Origin of the sequence: Paenibacillus sp. JNUCC-31, from assembly GCF_014844075.1 — a bacterium.
In the GTDB taxonomy this organism is placed as follows: Bacteria; Bacillota; Bacilli; order Paenibacillales; family Paenibacillaceae; genus Paenibacillus.
In genome coordinates this window covers 3,240,679-3,257,851 of the sequence record NZ_CP062165.1, presented here as the reverse complement: position 1 = coordinate 3,257,851, position 17,173 = coordinate 3,240,679, and the positions used below count along the sequence as shown (strand labels likewise).

Genomic DNA, 17,173 nt, shown 5'->3' with positions numbered 1-17,173 from the left:
GTTCATGTAACGTGAACTATCTTCGTCCTTTTACTTTTGCTTATGTAGAAAGCTCTGGGTTCCGTACCTGAATTGAAGGACTCATGGTTTTTCAAAAAGTATTCGCTTGTTATGACCTCATTGGGGTGGTGCAATATAGGACTATACTACTAATGGAGAGTACATTGTAATTATCCAAAGAATAATAGCAGAATGTATAGATGGATATTCGACAATATTCGGAAATTTCTCTTGATGTAAACCCACATATTTGATATGATGTGTCCATGAAAAGCTACTCACGATAACGGCAAACTTGTCGAAAGGCAAGGACGCAAAGCTATAGGGCCTTCTTGACGTAATGTCAAATGGCAGCCAGTTACCGAACGAAAATGCTTTTTTTTGTTTTTATTGGACAAACATCCATAAAAATCTGTGAAACTCTAATACGATAACGGCAAACTTGTCGAAAGACTAGGACGCAAAGCTACAGGGCCTTCTTGACGTAATGTCAATGGCAGCCTGGCCACCGAAGGGAGTTTACAGCATGCGAAATGCAGTGCTCGCTATAGTAGGTCTTTTAATGTTACTGATTTGGACTCCGGTTGTACAAGCTGCACAATCTGAAGATTGGCTGGGCTTGGAGCAGCTTGACCGTGGTGTGATCGTCATTCGATATGATGTGAAAGCCGGCGTCAAGACGAAGATCATGATTGCGAAGGGTCAGGAGAAATATACATATGCGCTTTCACCGGACAAGCAGCAGGAAGTGTTTCCGCTGCAGATGGGCAACGGTGATTACATGGTGACTGTGCTGGAACAAGTCAGCGGCACCAAATATAAGGTCGTTCAGGAAACGGTAGTTGCGCTTCAACTGAAGAACAGTAGCAAAGTGTTTTTGAACTCTGTACAAAATATCGATTGGAGTGAACGGGACAAGGCAGCTCAGCTCGCTAAGAAGCTAACCCGATCTGCCCAGTCCGATGAAGAGAAAGTACAGGCTGTTTATGAATATATTGTTGGAACAATCCGGTACGATAAAGCTCTTGCATCCAGTGAGCTGTCGGGCTACCTTCCCGATATCAATCGTACAATGGCAGGGAAGAAAGGGATGTGCTATGATTACGCCTCCCTATTCGCTTCCATGCTGCGGAGTATCGATATTCCGACAAAGCTTGTGATGGGGAATTCGGAATACGTCGATGTGTACCACGCTTGGAATGAAGTTTATTTGAATGGGCAATGGGTAACCATTGACACCACTGTCGATGCGAGCTGGAAAAGTAGTGGAGCCGAATTCAAAATGATTAAAGACGCCTCCCGTTATTCCACAGCTAAATATTTCTAATTATTGCATGATAAACCTAAGCTTTGGACGATATGTCCAAAGCTTATTTGAGTTTGTACAGAAAATGTATAGTTTCAGACTTTACAATGAAAGAAACCCATTTGGTTCTTAAGAAAAATACAGGCACCAATGAGATCGTGCGCCAATAGGAAGTAGTGGAGGTGATGGACTAGAAAGTCCCTTTATCGGCATGCAATCCTATGGATGGATGGCCCAATTTGGACACGAAAAGCAAGATAGGAACCGGATATAATGAGGGTTATGAGAGACAGAGGGAGAGAATATGAAGAAAAAAGTAAGTGGAATTTTAGTTATGCTACTGCTACTGATTCAAACGTTGTTTGGCACTTCCGCTTGGACGGTAAGTGCAGCGGCTGGCGAGCAGGACTCAGCGGCTAGCATGCAGGACTCAACGGTTAGCGAGCAGAACTCAGCGGTTAACATGCAGGAATCAGTGACGGATGATGTATATAACCAGCCGGCGCCAGTCGCCAATACAGAGGGTATTTTAACAAAAGCCGTGTTAACCGATATGAACGGGACCGTGATTGATGCGGTATATAATCCGGACAGCAGCCTGGACATTGGCGCAGCTGTCAATCTCAGTTACGAATGGGAGCTTCCGAACGGACACGGCTACAAGAACGGGGATACATTTACCTTCGACCTGCCGCAGCAGTTTGAAATTTTTACGGATATTGATGCACCGCTCGTTGCTGGTCAAGGCGAAGTTGGCCGATTTACGGTCGATCGGGACGGAAAAGTTGTGATGACCTTTAACGATTACGTGGAGAGCCACTCCAACATCAGCGGCAAGCTGGAAATTCGTACGGAATTTAAAAAGGAAGTCTTGAAAGGAAGCACGGAAATCATTATTGCCATTCCGATAAAAAGCGGAGTGCAGACCATCATCGTGAATCTGAAGCCGAATGGCGGAAAGCTGATCGATAAGCAGGGGAAAGCGATTGGCAAAGACCGGATCGATTGGACGGTTCAGGTCAACAAGTCCCTGGATAAAATCAAGCATGCGGTCATCACGGATGCGATGCCTGAAGGCTTGGAGCTCATCGCCGACTCTGTGGAAGTTTACCACCTGCAGGTAAATGGTGATGGATCGGCGCTCCCTGGCGATAAGGTAGAGGCCGGCAAGTATACGGTCGAAACGAATGGCGGCACCAAACTGGAGCTTGCGTTCCAGGATGAGACGATTAGCAAAGCCTACGAGATTCGCTTTTCGACGAAGCCTGCCGGCGAGCAATCTCGCTTTGAGAACACCGCTGTACTGTCTGGCGAGGGGATGGAAGATGCCAAATCGACCGCTACGGTAACAGTGGACCGCGGCCAATTTTTGGATAAGTCGTTTAGCCGGGATAAGGATACCGGAGTCATCACGTGGACGGTGAAGTACAATTTCAACGAGAAGAAGGTTTCGAAAGATCAGGCAGTCATCACGGATGAATTCAGTGCGATTCATGCATGGGTTGCGGATTCGCTGAAGGTGTACAAAGGGAACGCTACGGATGACAAGGCATTGCTTTCGTCGGATGAATACACCACTACACCGACAGGTACGAACGGATTCAAACTTCAATTCGCGAAGGATATTGATTCGCCGTATACAATCGTTTACCAAACGAAGCCGGTTGATCGGACGATCGCTGACGGACAACAGGTGAAGAACAAAGTCGTGTCGGGGGATTCGTCCAAAGTAGTAACGGTTCCGGCTCAAGGAAGCCGTGCTCTGGTGAAAGGAACCTGGAAAGTCGATTTTGCCAACAAAACGGCAAGATGGCTTATTACTTTCAACGGCGATAAAAAGCCGGACGGCAGCAAGTACAGCATGGAAAACGTAGTTATCACGGATACATTCCCGCATGACGGCCTCGAATTCGTTCCGGATTCGGTGATCGTAAAAGCAGACGGGAACCCTGTTCCTGCGAGCGATTATAAAATCGAGTACGATAATGTTCGCAGCGGCTTTGCAATCAAGTTTTCCAAGACCGTGAATACGACCTATACGATTGAGTATGAAACGAAGTTCAACATCGGCTGGCTTAAGGACAGCAAGCTGGATTTCATGAACAGAGCTTCCATGACATGGAGCGAAAACGGCGAGATAAAAGGGCCGATAGTGCGGGATGCAAGCTTCTCCTCCGACGGATATACGAAAAATAACGGTGGGAAAGACGGCAGCTACAATCCGGTCCATAAAGAGATCACGTGGAACATTAAAATGAACTACAATCTCGATTCGCTTGCCCAAGCGAGCGTAACGGATGTCCTAAAGCAAGGACAAAAGCTTGTGCCAAACTCGGTTAAGGTGTACGAGATGAAGCTGACGGGGGAACGGAATGGCATTGCGAAGAGCACCGAAGTTCCGGCGTCTCTATATGAGGTGACGGAACCGTCCGAAGCGAACGGAAACCAGCTGTCCATTCGTTTTGCCAACCCGATCTCATCCGCATACTGGATTGAGTTCAAAACATCGCTGCAAGGCACGGTGATTGTCAAGGATATCGATAATACCGCTGAGCTGTGGAATGGCAGCGATAAAGCGGCGACATGGAACGCCAGAGTGACGGTTCCGCACGGCGGCGAATATGTGAAGAAAAGTGGTGCCCAGAACGGAAATAAAATCGATTGGTCCATTCGAATCAACGAAGGGCAATCACATATTTCCAACGCGAAGATTATCGACTATCCAAGTGTGAATCAGATCTTGATCGAGGATTCGTTCCACCTGTATGCAACCAAGACCAGTGCAAACGGTCAAGCGCTCAAAGCAGATGAACTGATCAAAGGAAAAGACTATACATTAACCATCGCAAGCCTTGACGGAGATCAAGAGACGTTTGAATTAAAGTTCACAAGCGATATCTCCACGGCTTATGTTTTGGAATATCAGTCGTTCATTACCGCCGGAGATAAAGAAGCAGTACAAAATAAAGTGGCGCTCGAAGGAGATCAGCTAAAAACCGAGCTTAGAGAAACGACGGAAGAGGTTATTGTCCGTACTTCATCCGGTTCAGGTTCGGGAGGCGGCGTAACGGGCAGCCTGGAAGTGACGAAGGTTGACCAGGATGATAAGACAAAGCCGCTGGCAGGAGCGAAGTTCGTGCTTTACGATAAAGCAGGCAAATGGACGCCGATCGTAAAAACAACGGATGCTGACGGAAAAATCCTTTTTACGAAACTGTTGTATGACGACTATATTTTGGAGGAGCTTGCAGCTCCGGAAGGATATAAGATCGAACAGGCAACGTGGAGCGTAACGATCGACTCCAGCATCAAGGGTCAAGACAATGTGAAAAAATTGACCGTAACGAACCGCAAAGAAGAGCCCGTTCAACCTGGCGAGCCTTCCAACCCAACGGACCCAACGGACCCAACGGACCCAACGGACCCAACGGACCCAACGGACCCAACGGACCCAACGGACCCAACGGACCCAACGGACCCAACGGACCCAACGGACCCAACGGACCCAACGAACCCAACAGATCCAACGGACCCAACGGGCCCAACAGATCCAACGGATCCTGGAAACCCAACCAACCCGACTGACCCGACAGATCCGGGAACACCGGGTAACCCCACGGATGGCAAGCCGGGAGAGCCCGCTACTCCGTCCGATCCAGGGACCCCATCCGTCGAGGTACCGGATGAAGACATCCCGAGAGGCGAACCGACAACTCCTCAAACGCCTCCGACAGACTATCCGGAGACGCCACCGACGGAAGATCCGGGGACACCTACCATTGATATCGGTGAGGATGAAATTCCGCGCGGTGTAGGCGAGCCGGAACCACAGAAACCAGAACCGCAGAAACCAGAACCACAGAAGCCGGAGAAGCCAGCAGTACCGACGCCGGATTCGCAAACTCCGGCATCGGGGATTACGATATCGACGCTTCCGAAAACCGGAGAGTCAAGCCGTTATCCGTTCTATTTGGTTGGTCTCGGACTCATCGTTCTTGGTGTGTTAGGCCGCAAACGATTTACCACGAAATAATCATTCCTTGGAGCATCAGCTCCCCTTGTAAACAGGACAGGGGGAGCTTCTTCATGTTTGGATGACAACAGAGGAGTTTGATATGAAAACCAACAGCATTCATGGGCAAACCGAAGAGGGGGTTGGTACATAACTTCATGACTGGTGAGGATTACCTTATCAACTGTTGGTTTTATGCATGCTTCAGGGAAAACCATAACTATAACCCATTCCGCAGTGTATGGAATATACGTTATCAGCTACAAAAGTCTAGCGTTCACATACAAATTTTCTTGGGTTTCCCACTTTTAGCACCCTCACATTTCTTTTTAAAAGGTCTTTATCACTTACGATCCACGTATGATCTTTAGAATTCCTCCTGCGCATCGCAAGGAAGTTGGATGGACTTCCTGAATAGATCTTATAGCCCTTTGCCAGGCTATCGGAACAAAATTTTACGCACTCTCCCCGATTTTGATCGGGAAAACCAACCTTGCTTACCACATGTCGTTTTACGAGAAGGGTGGCTCCTTGAATCAGGGGGACATATTGATTCACCTTGGTAGGGTAACGGAGCAGAAGGAGTTTTTTGCTGCTCAAATACATATAGTGGGCTCGTTTTCCCACGATATCTGCATTGGTCTTTATCAGGGTTCGTACACTATCCGTTAAATAGCGCGGGGCATAATAATCGTCGTCATCCAATTTAGCAATAAGATGGTATTTAGATAATGAAGCGCCATAATTAAGGCATTGGCCTAGCGAGACATGTCCCGGTAAGGTATATATCCTTACGTTCTTATATTGTTTTGCAGCCTTCATATATTCGTTCAACTTCAGTTCATCATTATTTAATATGACGATAAGCTCTTTATGCCTGTAATTCTGCCGGGTGTAGTTATGAAAAAGATTGTCCATGCATTGTCGCCGTTTGGTACAAACAATGATGGAAACCCCTTTCAGATCACGAGAATTGCCCGGGTTCGCCATTATAATACGCCCTTTGGCTTTTTCTGAACATATTTCTTGTAATCCGTAACGGATGGTATTTTTCGGCTTTGAGAGATAAGTTCTTTATCGCTGATGACCCATGTATGGTTGGATGAGTTTCTTCTGCGTATCGCGACAAAATTATTTTTTCCAGCAGAATAAACGTTGTACCCCTTTCGTTTGCTTCTAATGCAAAAAAGATCATCTTCACCGACGCTTCGATTCGGAAACTGAACTTTGTTTAATACATCTCGTTTAAAGACAAGAGTTGCGCCAGGGATTAGGGTTACAGGTCGATGTTCATCATGTGGAAAACGAAGGATAAACGTTTTTGATCCGCGCAAATACATGTAATGTGCCCGCTTGCCAATGACATCAGCATTGGTTCTTTGAAAGGTCTGCAAGCTTTCCGTCAAATAATAGGGAGCGTAATAATCATCATCATCAAACTTGGCAATATAGTTATATTTTGTTTTCTTGATAGCGTAATTTAGACAAGCACCGAGTGAGGTACGTTCCGGAAGACGATAAACATGTACGTTTGGAAGTTTTTTGGCTAAGCTTAAATAAGGAGTAAGGGGGATGTTATCGTTGTTGACGATAATGATAAGTTCTTTCTTGGCGTGGTTCTGTCGACTAAAGTTATTAAACAGGTTTCTTATATAGCTTTGGCGTTTCGTGCAGGCAATAATAGAAACTCCCTGCTTTATGATAGAATTTTTTGGCTTCGCTCCCATTTGAATCGCTCCCCTTATCCGTATGATCAAAACTATCTCTCTATAAAATATGTCAACCGCAATTAAGAGGAACGGCATATCTACAAAATGGAGAATACACACAAAAACTTGTCAATACAGACAGCGCAAGTCCTGGCATAATTAGAGAAAGAGAATAAAAATGGAGGGAAAATGATGAACAAGAAACAACCAGCCCAAAGCGGTATCACACCAACCAGCCCGATCAAAAATAAAGTGGGAAGTGTTTTTGTCCCTGTTCGAAATATTGAGAAGTCCCGCAGTTGGTATTGTCAGGTTTTGGGGCTGAATGAAGCTGACTGTGAAATCGTGAATGGTCACTTGTGCCCGCTGCCAATGGATGGGGTTGGAATTATTTTGGATACTATGCCAAAGTGGGGAGGCGATCAACCGGGTGGTGCTGCGTCTATCGAGACGCCCGCTTTTATGTTAATGACAGAAGATCTGAAGGGCTCGTTTGACTACATGAAAGAGCTGGGTGTAAACCTCGTTACAGAAATCGAGCATGAACATTGGTTTGTCGTGAAAGATCCTGATGGCAACAAATTGATGATTTGTCTTGAATGGTGAACTGAATGATTACGAAACCATGTACGATCACCGAAATTCAACATCTTAGTTCCGAATATCTTGAGGAATTGTCTTCTCCATTCGATTCTTTTCTAGAGGAGCATATCCTTTCATCAACTTTTTCCTGTTTCAGGACGATTCGAACGATGTGGGTTACATGGCTATACATAACAATGAACTTCTTACAGAATCCACGAACGAGAAAGCCCAATTCTTTAGATGTGGGATGAAAGTGAGGTCGGATACGGAGTATCACTATTGTGATGCTTCAAGTATCCGAAATGTCTGCGTTCTTAAATTTTTAGCTTGTTTCAATTTATCTATTAAACTATCATTTTGTGTTCTGCCCACGATACAGGAGAAAGATATTTCTCAAATTAGAGGTAGAACAGCGCTTCAAGGAACTGGTGCATGAGGTATGTGCAGAGCTTAAAATTGTGATTGTTGCCATGGAGTGCGACAAAGACCATACACATATGTTTCTCAATGCACTTCCAACATTAAGCCCTGCTGATATCATGGCAAAAATAAAAGGAGTCACATCAAAAAAACTACGAGAAGAGTTTCCACACCTTCTGCATTTGCCCAGTTTGTGGACACGTTCCTATTTTGTTTCTACCGCTGGAAATGTATCAAGTGAGACCATCAAGCGTTATGTTGAACAACAAAAGACAAGGGGGTGAAGTATATGTCTCAGACCATAACGGTTAAGGTAAAGCTGCTGCCGACTAAAGAGCAGATCCAACTATTGCAACAAAGTAGTCATGAATATATCCGAGTTGTGAATACACTCGTGGCCGAGATGGTAGAAGAAAAGAAAAGGTTGAAGAAGACAACAAAAGACATTCCTGCTAATCTACCAAGTGCAGTAAAAAATCAAGCGATTAAAGATGCGAATAGTGTATTCTATACCAAAGTTAAGAAAAGTAAATACGCAATCATACCGATCCTAAAGAAACCGATTTGCGTATGGAATAACCAAAACTATTCTCTTGACTTCACGCACATTTCCATTCCATTCATGGTAGAGGGAAAATCTAAGCGTTTAAAAATTCGTGCATTGTTCATCGACAAAGACCATCGAAACGTTGACCTTTTGAAGCATAAACTTGGTACGCTCCGTGTTACGAAAAGCTCAGGTAAGTGGGTAGCCCAAATTGCTGTCACCATGCCAACAACTGAAAAAACGGGTATGCGGATTTTGGGCGTTGATTTAGGTCTGAAAGTCCCTGCCGTAGCCATCACAGATAATGATCACGCTCGCTTCTTTGGGAATGGGCGAGAAAACAAATACAAGAAACGGAAGTTTCGTAGTGTTCGTCAAAAGCTAGGAAAACAAAAGAAAGTGAACGCTATTCGCAAGTTAGATGATAAAGAACAACGATGGATGAAAGACAAAGACCACAAAGTCAGTCGTGAAATCGTTAATTTCGCAGTCGAAAATAAGACTTCTGTCATTCGCTTAGAGCAACTAACGAATATTAGGCAGACGACAAGAACAAGTCGTAAAAACGAAAAGAATCTACACACATGGTCATTCTACCGTTTGGCACACTTCATTGAATACAAAGCAAATATGGCAGGGATCAAAGTGGAATATGTGAACCCTGCATATTCAAGTCAAACCTGTCCAGAATGTTCAAAAAAGAACAAGGCGCAAGATAGAAGATATAAGTGCCCATGTGGATTCAAGAAACATCGTGATATCGTTGGGGCGATGAATATTCGCTACGCAACTGTGATTGGCGGTAACAGTCAATCAGCCTAAGGTGCTATATGCACTGTCTTAGGAGGGGTAATGGCATACCCTAATCTTAGCATCTGTCCAAAGCAGAAATGAAATGAGGACGTTAAGCTTAGCTAAGAATCTCAATCACTTTAGTGATCTTGCCCCTTTAGGGGTGGGAGTGTCAAAATTGCGTAAATGGTGCAGTGAACTTGGCATATCCCCTATAGCTGGATGCTGGTACTATAACGACCCATCTAAACGAACATTGGAGAGTGCGGGAATGGTAACGAAGACCAGACTTCTGCATGTTGAAGTAAATCAACCCCAACCTTCTGCATGAACAAGCGTAATTTTTGCAAGAGATGAGCTGCCTGCAGAATGGTGCAGGCAATGTCGGATGTGAAGAGAGCGGTTTTGCTATCCTTGAAATTAACGGGGGAGGGGATGACGTGGATACACTGGCGGGATTGAACAAAGCCTTGGGTTATATTGAGGAGAATCTGACGGACAACGTGGATATGAAAGAAGTTGCACAGATCGCCTGCTGCTCCGAGTACCATTTTACGCGCATGTTTTCTTTTTTAAGCGGAATTACGTTGTCGGAATATATTCGACGTCGGCGCTTGACGCTGGCGGCACTGGAGTTAAGCCGGAATGACAACAAAGTCATAGATGTTGCCCTAAAATACGGGTATGCTTCGCCGGATTCCTTCACCAGGGCTTTTCAAAGCATGCATGGGGTTACGCCCTCTGAAGCACGGAGTCATGGCCCATCGCTCAAAGCCTTCCCACGGATGACATTTCAACTGACCATTCAAGGAGGAAGCGAAATGAATTACCGTATCGAAGACAAAGAGACCTTTCGGATTGTAGGTATCAGCAAAAGGGTGCCAATCGTGTTTCAAGGGGTGAATCCGGATATTGCCGAGATGTATCAAAGTCTTACGCCGGAATGGATCGAGACGATTAAGGGGTTATCCAACGTTCAGCCGTTCGGGTTAATCAGTGCTTCAGCCCATTTCAGCGAGGGGCGGATGGAGGAGAAGGGGGAGCTGGATCATTACATTGGTGCAGCTACGACAAAAGCGACGCCTGAGGGTCTGGTACAGCTGGAGGTGCCGGCCTCGACATGGGCGGTATTTACCGCTGTTGGTCCTTTTCCGAGTACGCTTCAGGAGGTGTGGGGACGAATCTATGCGGAATGGTTTCCCTCCTCGGATTACGAACTGAGCGAAGGGCCGGAAATACTTTGGAACGAACACAAGGATATGACTTTGCCGCAGTACAGAAGCGAGATATGGATACCGATTCGGAAACGGCTTTCATTCAACGCCAATTAAGTTAACAAAACACTGGGCGATTTCGTCCATGCATAGGCATAGAGATCGGGGGTATGGACAGGACACTTCCGCCTTGTCCCAATATAAAGATGGAGCAAGCGTATCGAACTGGGCTAAAATGGATGTGGCGCAATTGATCGAAGCAGGCATTATTCGGGGCAATGATCCTGAAGTACTCAGCCCGCAAGCTAACGATGACGCGTGCAGAAGTGACAGCGCTGATCGCAAGATTGCTGAAAACCACTAATTTAATTGATAAATAAAAGTGAATTAAACAACCTTTGCTGATACTAAAGTCGGCAGAGGTTATTTTGTTTTTTGGCGGTTTTAGACTACTGATGCTTGATATCGATCGCCATTTTTTGGAGTGGGCAGCACCTAAATGATATAATCACTACAACGAAGCAGGGGAGGCAAGATCAATGGATGATGAACTCTTGGAACGGCTAGAGGCTTGGCATGAACAGGATGAATATGAAGAGATTGTGGATGCGATTACACAGATTCCGGAGGAAGAGCGGGATTATGTTCTGGTCAACCATCTGGGCAGAGCGCTGAGTAATATGGAGCGTTACCAGGAGGCGGTGGAACAGTTCTTGTCGGTTGCTGAAGAGGGGGAGAATGACCCGCTTTGGCATTACCGCATTGGTCTGGCGTATTATTATTTGGAGCAGTATGAGAATGCGCGTGTAGCTTTCGAAACATCGGACCGATTGGAGCCGGGAGATGAGGATACACAGGAGTTCCTGGAATGGATTCGGAATAAAACAACAGAGGAGCTCACAGAGGAATCTGTAGAGGAGCCCGTGGATACAGTCCACTCTGTTACTGAAATCACCATTGAGCCTGTACCTGGTATCCATCCGGAATCGACGGGCTTTTGGAATGACAGTCCAGCATACATCGATCAATATGTATTGTCCCCGCCTACCGATGAGCAAATTGAAGCAGTGGAGGAGCAACTGGTGTTCAAGCTCCCGACATTCTATACGAACATGATGAAACTACATAATGGTGGTGTTCCCCACTATCGTTATTTTCCGGTTAGCCAGGCAGAGAATGATGGGAAGATCCATATTGAAATTTCGAATATCCTGGGTGTTGGACGGGAGAAGGCACATTCACTGTGTGGATCAGCGGGCAGTCGGGTAATGATCGAGCAGGGAGGGTATCCGGAAATCGGTGTCGTTCTATGTGAGTGCCCCTCCGATTCGGAGGTGGTGATGCTGGATTATCGTGAATCCGGCAATGCCGGTGAGCCCGAGGTTGTTCATGTGAATAAAGCAGAGGGTTACAAGATCACTTGGCTTGCGCCTGATGTTGCGACCTTTATTCAAGGTTTGGTAAATGAGGATAATCAGCCAGCTAACCTTGAGGGTTCACTGTAATTCACTGTAAAGAAGGTCATAGCTTCACGTATTCAAATGGTTTGAAGAAGCTGCATCCGTAACAAAGGATGCAGCTTTTTTTGCAGCTATTTCAGTGATTACTTCCCGTTCTATGCGGTAGAAGAAGCACGGCATTGCCGAAATCATCGTATGTTCTGTTTAGCTGCGTTCAGTCAGCTCCCGCGTTGATTCTTCCCCATAAAGTTCGTTCAAATGAGTGATGTGGCCCACGCCCCAATCATTCATGGCCTGCAATAATGGGGTCATTCGTTGACCGTATGGCGTAATGGAATATTCGACTTTGGGAGGGATTTGCTGATAGACCTCGCGATGGATGATATCGTGGTACTCTAATTCCCTTAATTGTTGAGTTAGCATTTTTTTGGTGATATCCGGAATTGCCTTTTGAAGTTCGCTAAATCTCATTGTGCCATTTGCGAAAAGACGAAGCAGGATAACAGGTTTCCATTTTCCAACAAGGATATCTAATGCCGTTTCAAATTTGCAATATGTAGTCACGGGGAATCCTCCAATCCTTTATTCATCTAAGGTTTCTTTTTGTATACTATGTTTATTTGAAGTGCCTACTTCCAAATAGTTACCCCATAAAATATTATATGCCTAGGCACTGAACATGTACAAGAAGGGGAGCTAAAGAATCATGAATATTGCGTTATGGATTGTACAAGGCATATTGGGAGTTGGATTTATTTTTTCAGGATGGATGAAGGCGTTCCAGTATGAAAAGGCAAAGAAATCATGGCCCTGGGTGAACGAAGTTTCAAAAGGGTTGGTGTTTTTTATTGGGGTTGTGGAGTTACTCGGGGTACTTGGTATAATTGTACCTCAAGCGGCGAATATCGCACCTGGACTGACGCCAATTGCTGCCATCGGCCTTGCCGTAATTGTTTTGCTCGGTGCCATATTCCATATTTGGCGTAAGGAATATAAAGAAATTGGCGTGAACATCGTTTTCTTGGCGTTAGCTGTGTTGGTAGTCATAGGTCGCATGTGAGTTCCAAGAGAGCGGAGTAACCACAACTGCTGCGACGTAAGAGTGTATGTATACTACGAGAGTATCCCGACAGTTAACAATTGAAATTCACTACCATTGATTCAGGTGGCATGGATAAAAACGGAAACGTTTAATGGATATTTTTGAAACGGGAAGTAAGGGCGATCGATCTCCGGAATGGTTCCAGGGGCGGTCGTCATTTTTTTATCTGGATTCGTGTACACCATCGGTTTTGCGGGCAGCTATCAAATACAGCATGATTCCAACCGTATTCTCTTCGGTGCATTGAGTTACATATACTTGTATCAATTGGGATTAAATAGTATATTGATGAAAGCGGTTAAAATTAGAATGGAGGCTTTTTTTATGCGAGCTAAAATGCCGGTGCTTCTTTCTGTACTCATTTTCCTGCTTATTTTTTCATCTGTACCCACAACTTCTGCTGATGCAGGAAACGTTCCGTTTGATGACAGCTTGCTTGTACAAGAAGATGGTAGACTAAAAGATATCTCCGAAAGCCAAATGCTGTCTTACCCGGAAGTTTTACAAATCGCCAAAAAGCATATACAGGGTTATCTGGCAGATGATATTCAGACCAAAGATCGCACCATTACAGCTTCAACCAATCTGATTCCGCTCTATGATTTGAGTGATCAGATTATTGCTTACGCAGTTCCTCTACTGGAGAGAGAACGAGAGATCGGTTATATTTCTGTAGGAGCTTTACGGGATGGGTATGATGCATACGATATCTTTATAGACGATTCAGCAGTACAGCGGCTTCATCAATCGTTGTCCAATCCGTCCATTATGGCTGCCTCTGAGGAAAGAAGAATTATATTTGTACCGCCAATGACTTATATGCTACAGGTTACGGATGGAGGCCGACAACAATATTTTGAAATGAATGAGGGCCTTCAATCCTTGCGGGATGTGACTGAATCTGTTGAAGAAAATATGGATGAATTTCAGCAAACATATGAAACCATCCGATCAGAAGAAAATCAGGAATACATGGATCAAATTCTGGATGGTTATGTTGGTTTCAGAGCCGCCGCTGCTGTTGCGAAAGAAGATGTGAGTCTCACAGTTGAAGCCAATCAATCCATGTTTGTTCCCGTACAGGATGGTTCAGGTTACAGCTATGGGGGGAACCAGAACTGGTACTCCCAAAATACGCATAAAGATCGTGGTTGCGGTCCGGTTGCTGCTGCCAATATCACCAACTACTTAGCCAAGATTACAAACCCCTCTACTTACGGTGCCTTGTACAGCGGGAACACAACATCCAAGCAGGACTTTCTTGCACATATGGATACGATGTATGATTACGTAAGTCCGGGAATTTTGGGTAAAATTTCGGTGAGTGGCTTTGCTTCAGCGGTAGAAAGTTATGCGAAGGATAAAAAGGTGAACTTAAACAGAGTAACCGATAATTCAGCGTTTACGCTTGATAACACGGCTGCCTATATCAAAGCTGGACTTAAACTCAACTCGCCAGTGGCGACCCTGAATCTGTCCAAATTCTCTGATTACGATTATGAATGGCATTGGATGACCATTACCAAGTATTATCGTGATACTACGGATAGCAGATGGATAGCCGTGTCGACCTGGGGACAACGCAGAAGTATCAATTATCGAACTCATTTCGATGCCATAACGAGCTACCGCTCATTGGGCGGAGGATTCATGTATTTCAAATAAAGCAGGTGATCGGATGTTCAGCACTAAGCCATACTCAAGCGCGTTCCGGATGGTGACCATTCTGGCTCTGGTTCTCTTCATGACGGCATGCACTTCCTACACCAAAGTGTCTTCGGAAGGGGTTAAAGCTTTCCGACAGGATATCAAGCAGAACTTTCCTGATATTCAAAAGACGGACATTCGTTACTCCACTCCTAGGGTCGAAGTTACTTACACGCTCAAAGAGGAACCTAATGAAGAAGAGGTGCAGCTTCTTTTTACCAAGACCAAAGAATTCATGACGAGTTCATCCTTTCAAAGTGAGGTGGTTGATGGTCAGTACCGCAAAGAATATCCGAGTTGGGGCGACCCAGAGCTCGCGATTACTTTAACGGTTCGCGGAGAGGATGCAGCTGTCTACCAGTTCATCTGTAAGCCAGAGAAAGTCGAAACGGATAAGGGTGAACCCGTATATACTCACTGGTACGTTCAGACTAAGGGTGATCCGGAAGGAAAACTTTATCCAGATCAAAAGAGTGAAATCAAAAAATGAAGGTTGCCTGAGCCTCTTAAACAAGGGTTCAGGCTATTTATTTTGTTCTAGGGTACTACCAATACAGGCAGAATTTTAGTTATGATGTAAAAAGGATATTTTTTGAGGCATTGAAAACCTTAAGGGGGATGAGCATGGAAACGGAAGGTGTCATGCAGGAACCAAAGTATATAACACCGCAGTCGAGGCTCTTCTGGAAGTGATCGGGGGCAAGTGGAAGCCTGTTATTCTATTCCATCTTACGTTTGGCAAGAAACGTAACGGTGAACTGATGCGGTTGATGCCCGCCATTACGCAGAAAGTACTGACTCAGCAGCTGGGTGAATTAATGGAAGCCGACATCGTTGCCCGTATTTCCTATCACCAAGTTCCGCCAAAAGTTGAATATGAGTTGACGGATTATGGATGGAGTCTGAAAGAGATTCTTCATCTGATGTGCAGATGGGGAGATATGCATGTGGAAAAAGTATATGGCGACAGAGGCAAGATCCTGTTCAAGCTGCCGGTTTCAGACCGTTGATGTACAAAAAGAAAAGCCGATTCCTGAAGTTCAGGAACCGGCTTATTGATCGTATCAGCATCCATTATGGAATGACCTTGCGTTCCACACACAACAAACGGGCGCAGGGCCGACCAGGTCCATCCGCTTCCGGGTTGCCGTTCTTCAAGGAACTGCTGCTGATCAACGTTGAATTCGGGCGGCATATGGTGTGCATCCGTCTCCCGTGCAGGCGTTTTGAATGGGCCCAGATGTGCGCCGTATACCTTATACCCTTGCATCAGACTGATATGTTGAAGGTTGGGGGCAATCGGTTCGATGGCGTTCACGACGTTGACGAGCATCGCCAGGTTGGGCTGTACCAATTCGGCCCAGGTCGAGCGATCCTGATAAGCAGCGTAGAAAATATGAGTGACCGTCGTTAAATGGCCCAGTTTGGCCTGAGTATCCGCTTCGTTCAGCAAATCTACCGATATATAATGCAGCCTTGGGGCATCTTCTCCCCCACGCCGTGATACACCAATGACATTCCATTCCGGAAGTGTCATCAGATAATCGATCAGGTTTCTTCCAATGACGCCGCCAGCTCCAACGACAAGCGCGGTGTGGGTTGTAACAGATGGATCGGTTTTCATTAGGCATGCTCCTCTTCTTCCTCTGCTCATTATTGTGAGTTAGAAAAAGAAAGATGAAAAGTACGCACTTCGAAGTGATATACGCACTTGAAAGTAATATATGAGCACGGAGCATGTTTATGGGCCATTGCCATTGGCATACTGATTAATGCGGTTAGCCCGGGAATCCGCCTCCCAGTGGTGGCCACACGCCGTAGAAGCGACGAAGCAGAACAATCTCACCCAAATGGTATGAGTTATGAGACGCGATGTTGCGCAGGAGTCCAGCTTTGGTTTCGCCCGGGAAATAAGGTAACGGATCATCCAATTGGGCAGTTTCGGCAATGGTTACCGCTTGGTCAACCCCATCCAGGAATGCCTGGATATCCGTCTGCCATGTGGCTTCATCCTGAGGACCTGTCTCTTCAGGCCAGCTCTCACTTACGTTCCCGGGGAGTTGCGGCTTGCGTCCCTCCAAGTGTTCAAGCATGAACTGCTGCCAATAATGCATGTGCTTCACCAACTGATAGATGGTGTAAGGCATGGCCTCATGTGTATGTGCGGCAAGTGTAACATCAATATCGGGTAATGCACGGGCGATGCGGATATGTCCGCGTTCTCCCACCAATGATTTGACAAGGGCTTGTCCAAAGCTTTGATTAGCATCTGACATGTGGAATCTTCCTTTCCTCTGGATCAGGTCGATCAACCCGTCT

The 17,173-nt window shown here is 45.6% G+C and carries 17 protein-coding genes, 1 pseudogene and 2 riboswitches; of the genes and pseudogenes, 13 read left to right on the top strand and 5 right to left on the bottom strand.

What is annotated here, in order from left to right:
- The first annotated feature begins 278 nt into the window (after positions 1-278).
- Positions 279-366: riboswitch (cyclic di-GMP riboswitch) on the top strand.
- Between the two features lie 59 nt (positions 367-425).
- Positions 426-513: riboswitch (cyclic di-GMP riboswitch) on the top strand.
- A gap of 49 nt (positions 514-562) precedes the next feature.
- Positions 563-1,327, top strand: coding sequence for a transglutaminase-like domain-containing protein (locus tag JNUCC31_RS14045; protein WP_228469658.1), 765 nt, complete (start codon positions 563-565; stop codon positions 1,325-1,327).
- Between the two features lie 313 nt (positions 1,328-1,640).
- A complete protein-coding gene (locus JNUCC31_RS14040; protein WP_228469657.1) occupies positions 1,641-5,339 on the top strand; it encodes an LPXTG cell wall anchor domain-containing protein in 3,699 nt (1,232 codons plus the stop codon).
- Positions 5,340-5,588: 249 nt separating this feature from the next.
- On the opposite strand, the gene JNUCC31_RS14035 is transcribed toward JNUCC31_RS14040, so the two are convergent.
- Complete coding sequence (locus tag JNUCC31_RS14035; protein ID WP_192272012.1) at positions 5,589-6,308, bottom strand: glycosyltransferase family 2 protein; 720 nt, start codon at positions 6,306-6,308, stop codon at positions 5,589-5,591.
- Positions 6,308-7,045, bottom strand: coding sequence for a glycosyltransferase family 2 protein (locus tag JNUCC31_RS14030; protein ID WP_192272011.1), 738 nt, complete (start codon positions 7,043-7,045; stop codon positions 6,308-6,310). Before JNUCC31_RS14030 ends, JNUCC31_RS14035 begins: the two co-directional genes overlap by 1 nt.
- Positions 7,046-7,219: 174 nt before the next feature.
- Here JNUCC31_RS14030 and JNUCC31_RS14025 point away from each other — a divergent pair, with 174 nt between their 5' ends.
- The 7 genes from JNUCC31_RS14025 to JNUCC31_RS13995 all read left to right on the top strand — a co-directional run bounded on the left by JNUCC31_RS14025 (position 7,220) and on the right by JNUCC31_RS13995 (position 12,090).
- Entirely contained in the window at positions 7,220-7,633 is a 414-nt protein-coding gene (locus JNUCC31_RS14025; protein WP_192273006.1) for a VOC family protein, read from the top strand.
- Positions 7,634-7,638: 5 nt separating this feature from the next.
- Positions 7,639-7,863, top strand: coding sequence for a hypothetical protein (locus JNUCC31_RS34110; protein ID WP_192272010.1), 225 nt, complete (start codon positions 7,639-7,641; stop codon positions 7,861-7,863).
- Positions 7,864-7,947: 84 nt separating this feature from the next.
- Entirely contained in the window at positions 7,948-8,316 is a 369-nt protein-coding gene (gene tnpA / locus JNUCC31_RS14015) for an IS200/IS605 family transposase (RefSeq protein ID WP_192273005.1), read from the top strand.
- Between the two features lie 5 nt (positions 8,317-8,321).
- Positions 8,322-9,401 (top strand): RNA-guided endonuclease InsQ/TnpB family protein, encoded by a 1,080-nt coding sequence (locus JNUCC31_RS14010; RefSeq protein WP_192272009.1) that lies wholly within the window; start codon positions 8,322-8,324, stop codon positions 9,399-9,401.
- A gap of 410 nt (positions 9,402-9,811) precedes the next feature.
- Complete coding sequence (locus tag JNUCC31_RS14005) at positions 9,812-10,702, top strand: AraC family transcriptional regulator (RefSeq protein WP_192272008.1); 891 nt, start codon at positions 9,812-9,814, stop codon at positions 10,700-10,702.
- A 28-nt stretch (positions 10,703-10,730) separates the two neighbouring features.
- On the top strand, positions 10,731-10,949 hold the full coding sequence (locus JNUCC31_RS14000) for an S-layer homology domain-containing protein (protein WP_192272007.1): 219 nt from the start codon (positions 10,731-10,733) through the stop codon (positions 10,947-10,949).
- Positions 10,950-11,124: 175 nt separating this feature from the next.
- Positions 11,125-12,090 carry an SMI1/KNR4 family protein gene (locus JNUCC31_RS13995; RefSeq protein ID WP_192272006.1) on the top strand — a complete coding sequence of 322 codons (966 nt, stop codon included), beginning with the start codon at positions 11,125-11,127 and terminating at the stop codon, positions 12,088-12,090.
- 159 nt (positions 12,091-12,249) lie between these two features.
- Here JNUCC31_RS13995 and JNUCC31_RS13990 read toward each other — a convergent pair whose 3' ends face one another.
- On the bottom strand, positions 12,250-12,609 hold the full coding sequence (locus JNUCC31_RS13990) for a winged helix-turn-helix transcriptional regulator (RefSeq protein WP_192272003.1): 360 nt from the start codon (positions 12,607-12,609) through the stop codon (positions 12,250-12,252).
- A 142-nt stretch (positions 12,610-12,751) separates the two neighbouring features.
- Here JNUCC31_RS13990 and JNUCC31_RS13985 point away from each other — a divergent pair, with 142 nt between their 5' ends.
- The 4 genes from JNUCC31_RS13985 to JNUCC31_RS13970 all read left to right on the top strand — a co-directional run bounded on the left by JNUCC31_RS13985 (position 12,752) and on the right by JNUCC31_RS13970 (position 15,864).
- Positions 12,752-13,105 carry a DoxX family protein gene (locus tag JNUCC31_RS13985; RefSeq protein ID WP_192272001.1) on the top strand — a complete coding sequence of 118 codons (354 nt, stop codon included), beginning with the start codon at positions 12,752-12,754 and terminating at the stop codon, positions 13,103-13,105.
- A gap of 366 nt (positions 13,106-13,471) precedes the next feature.
- Positions 13,472-14,812 (top strand): cysteine peptidase family C39 domain-containing protein, encoded by a 1,341-nt coding sequence (locus JNUCC31_RS13980; protein WP_192271999.1) that lies wholly within the window; start codon positions 13,472-13,474, stop codon positions 14,810-14,812.
- A 13-nt stretch (positions 14,813-14,825) separates the two neighbouring features.
- Positions 14,826-15,344: a hypothetical protein gene (locus JNUCC31_RS13975; protein ID WP_192271997.1), complete on the top strand. Its 519-nt coding sequence runs from the start codon at positions 14,826-14,828 to the stop codon at positions 15,342-15,344.
- Between the two features lie 199 nt (positions 15,345-15,543).
- The gene (locus JNUCC31_RS13970) at positions 15,544-15,864 is read left to right on the top strand and encodes a winged helix-turn-helix transcriptional regulator (protein ID WP_323374380.1); all 321 of its coding nucleotides are present in this window, start codon (positions 15,544-15,546) and stop codon (positions 15,862-15,864) included.
- An 83-nt stretch (positions 15,865-15,947) separates the two neighbouring features.
- Here JNUCC31_RS13970 and JNUCC31_RS13965 read toward each other — a convergent pair.
- Positions 15,948-16,478, bottom strand: a pseudogene (locus JNUCC31_RS13965) (NAD-dependent epimerase/dehydratase family protein); the annotation flags it as partial.
- 154 nt (positions 16,479-16,632) lie between these two features.
- Positions 16,633-17,130, bottom strand: a complete 498-nt coding sequence (locus JNUCC31_RS13960; protein ID WP_192271995.1) for a DinB family protein — start codon at positions 17,128-17,130, stop codon at positions 16,633-16,635.
- Positions 17,131-17,173 lie beyond the last annotated feature (43 nt).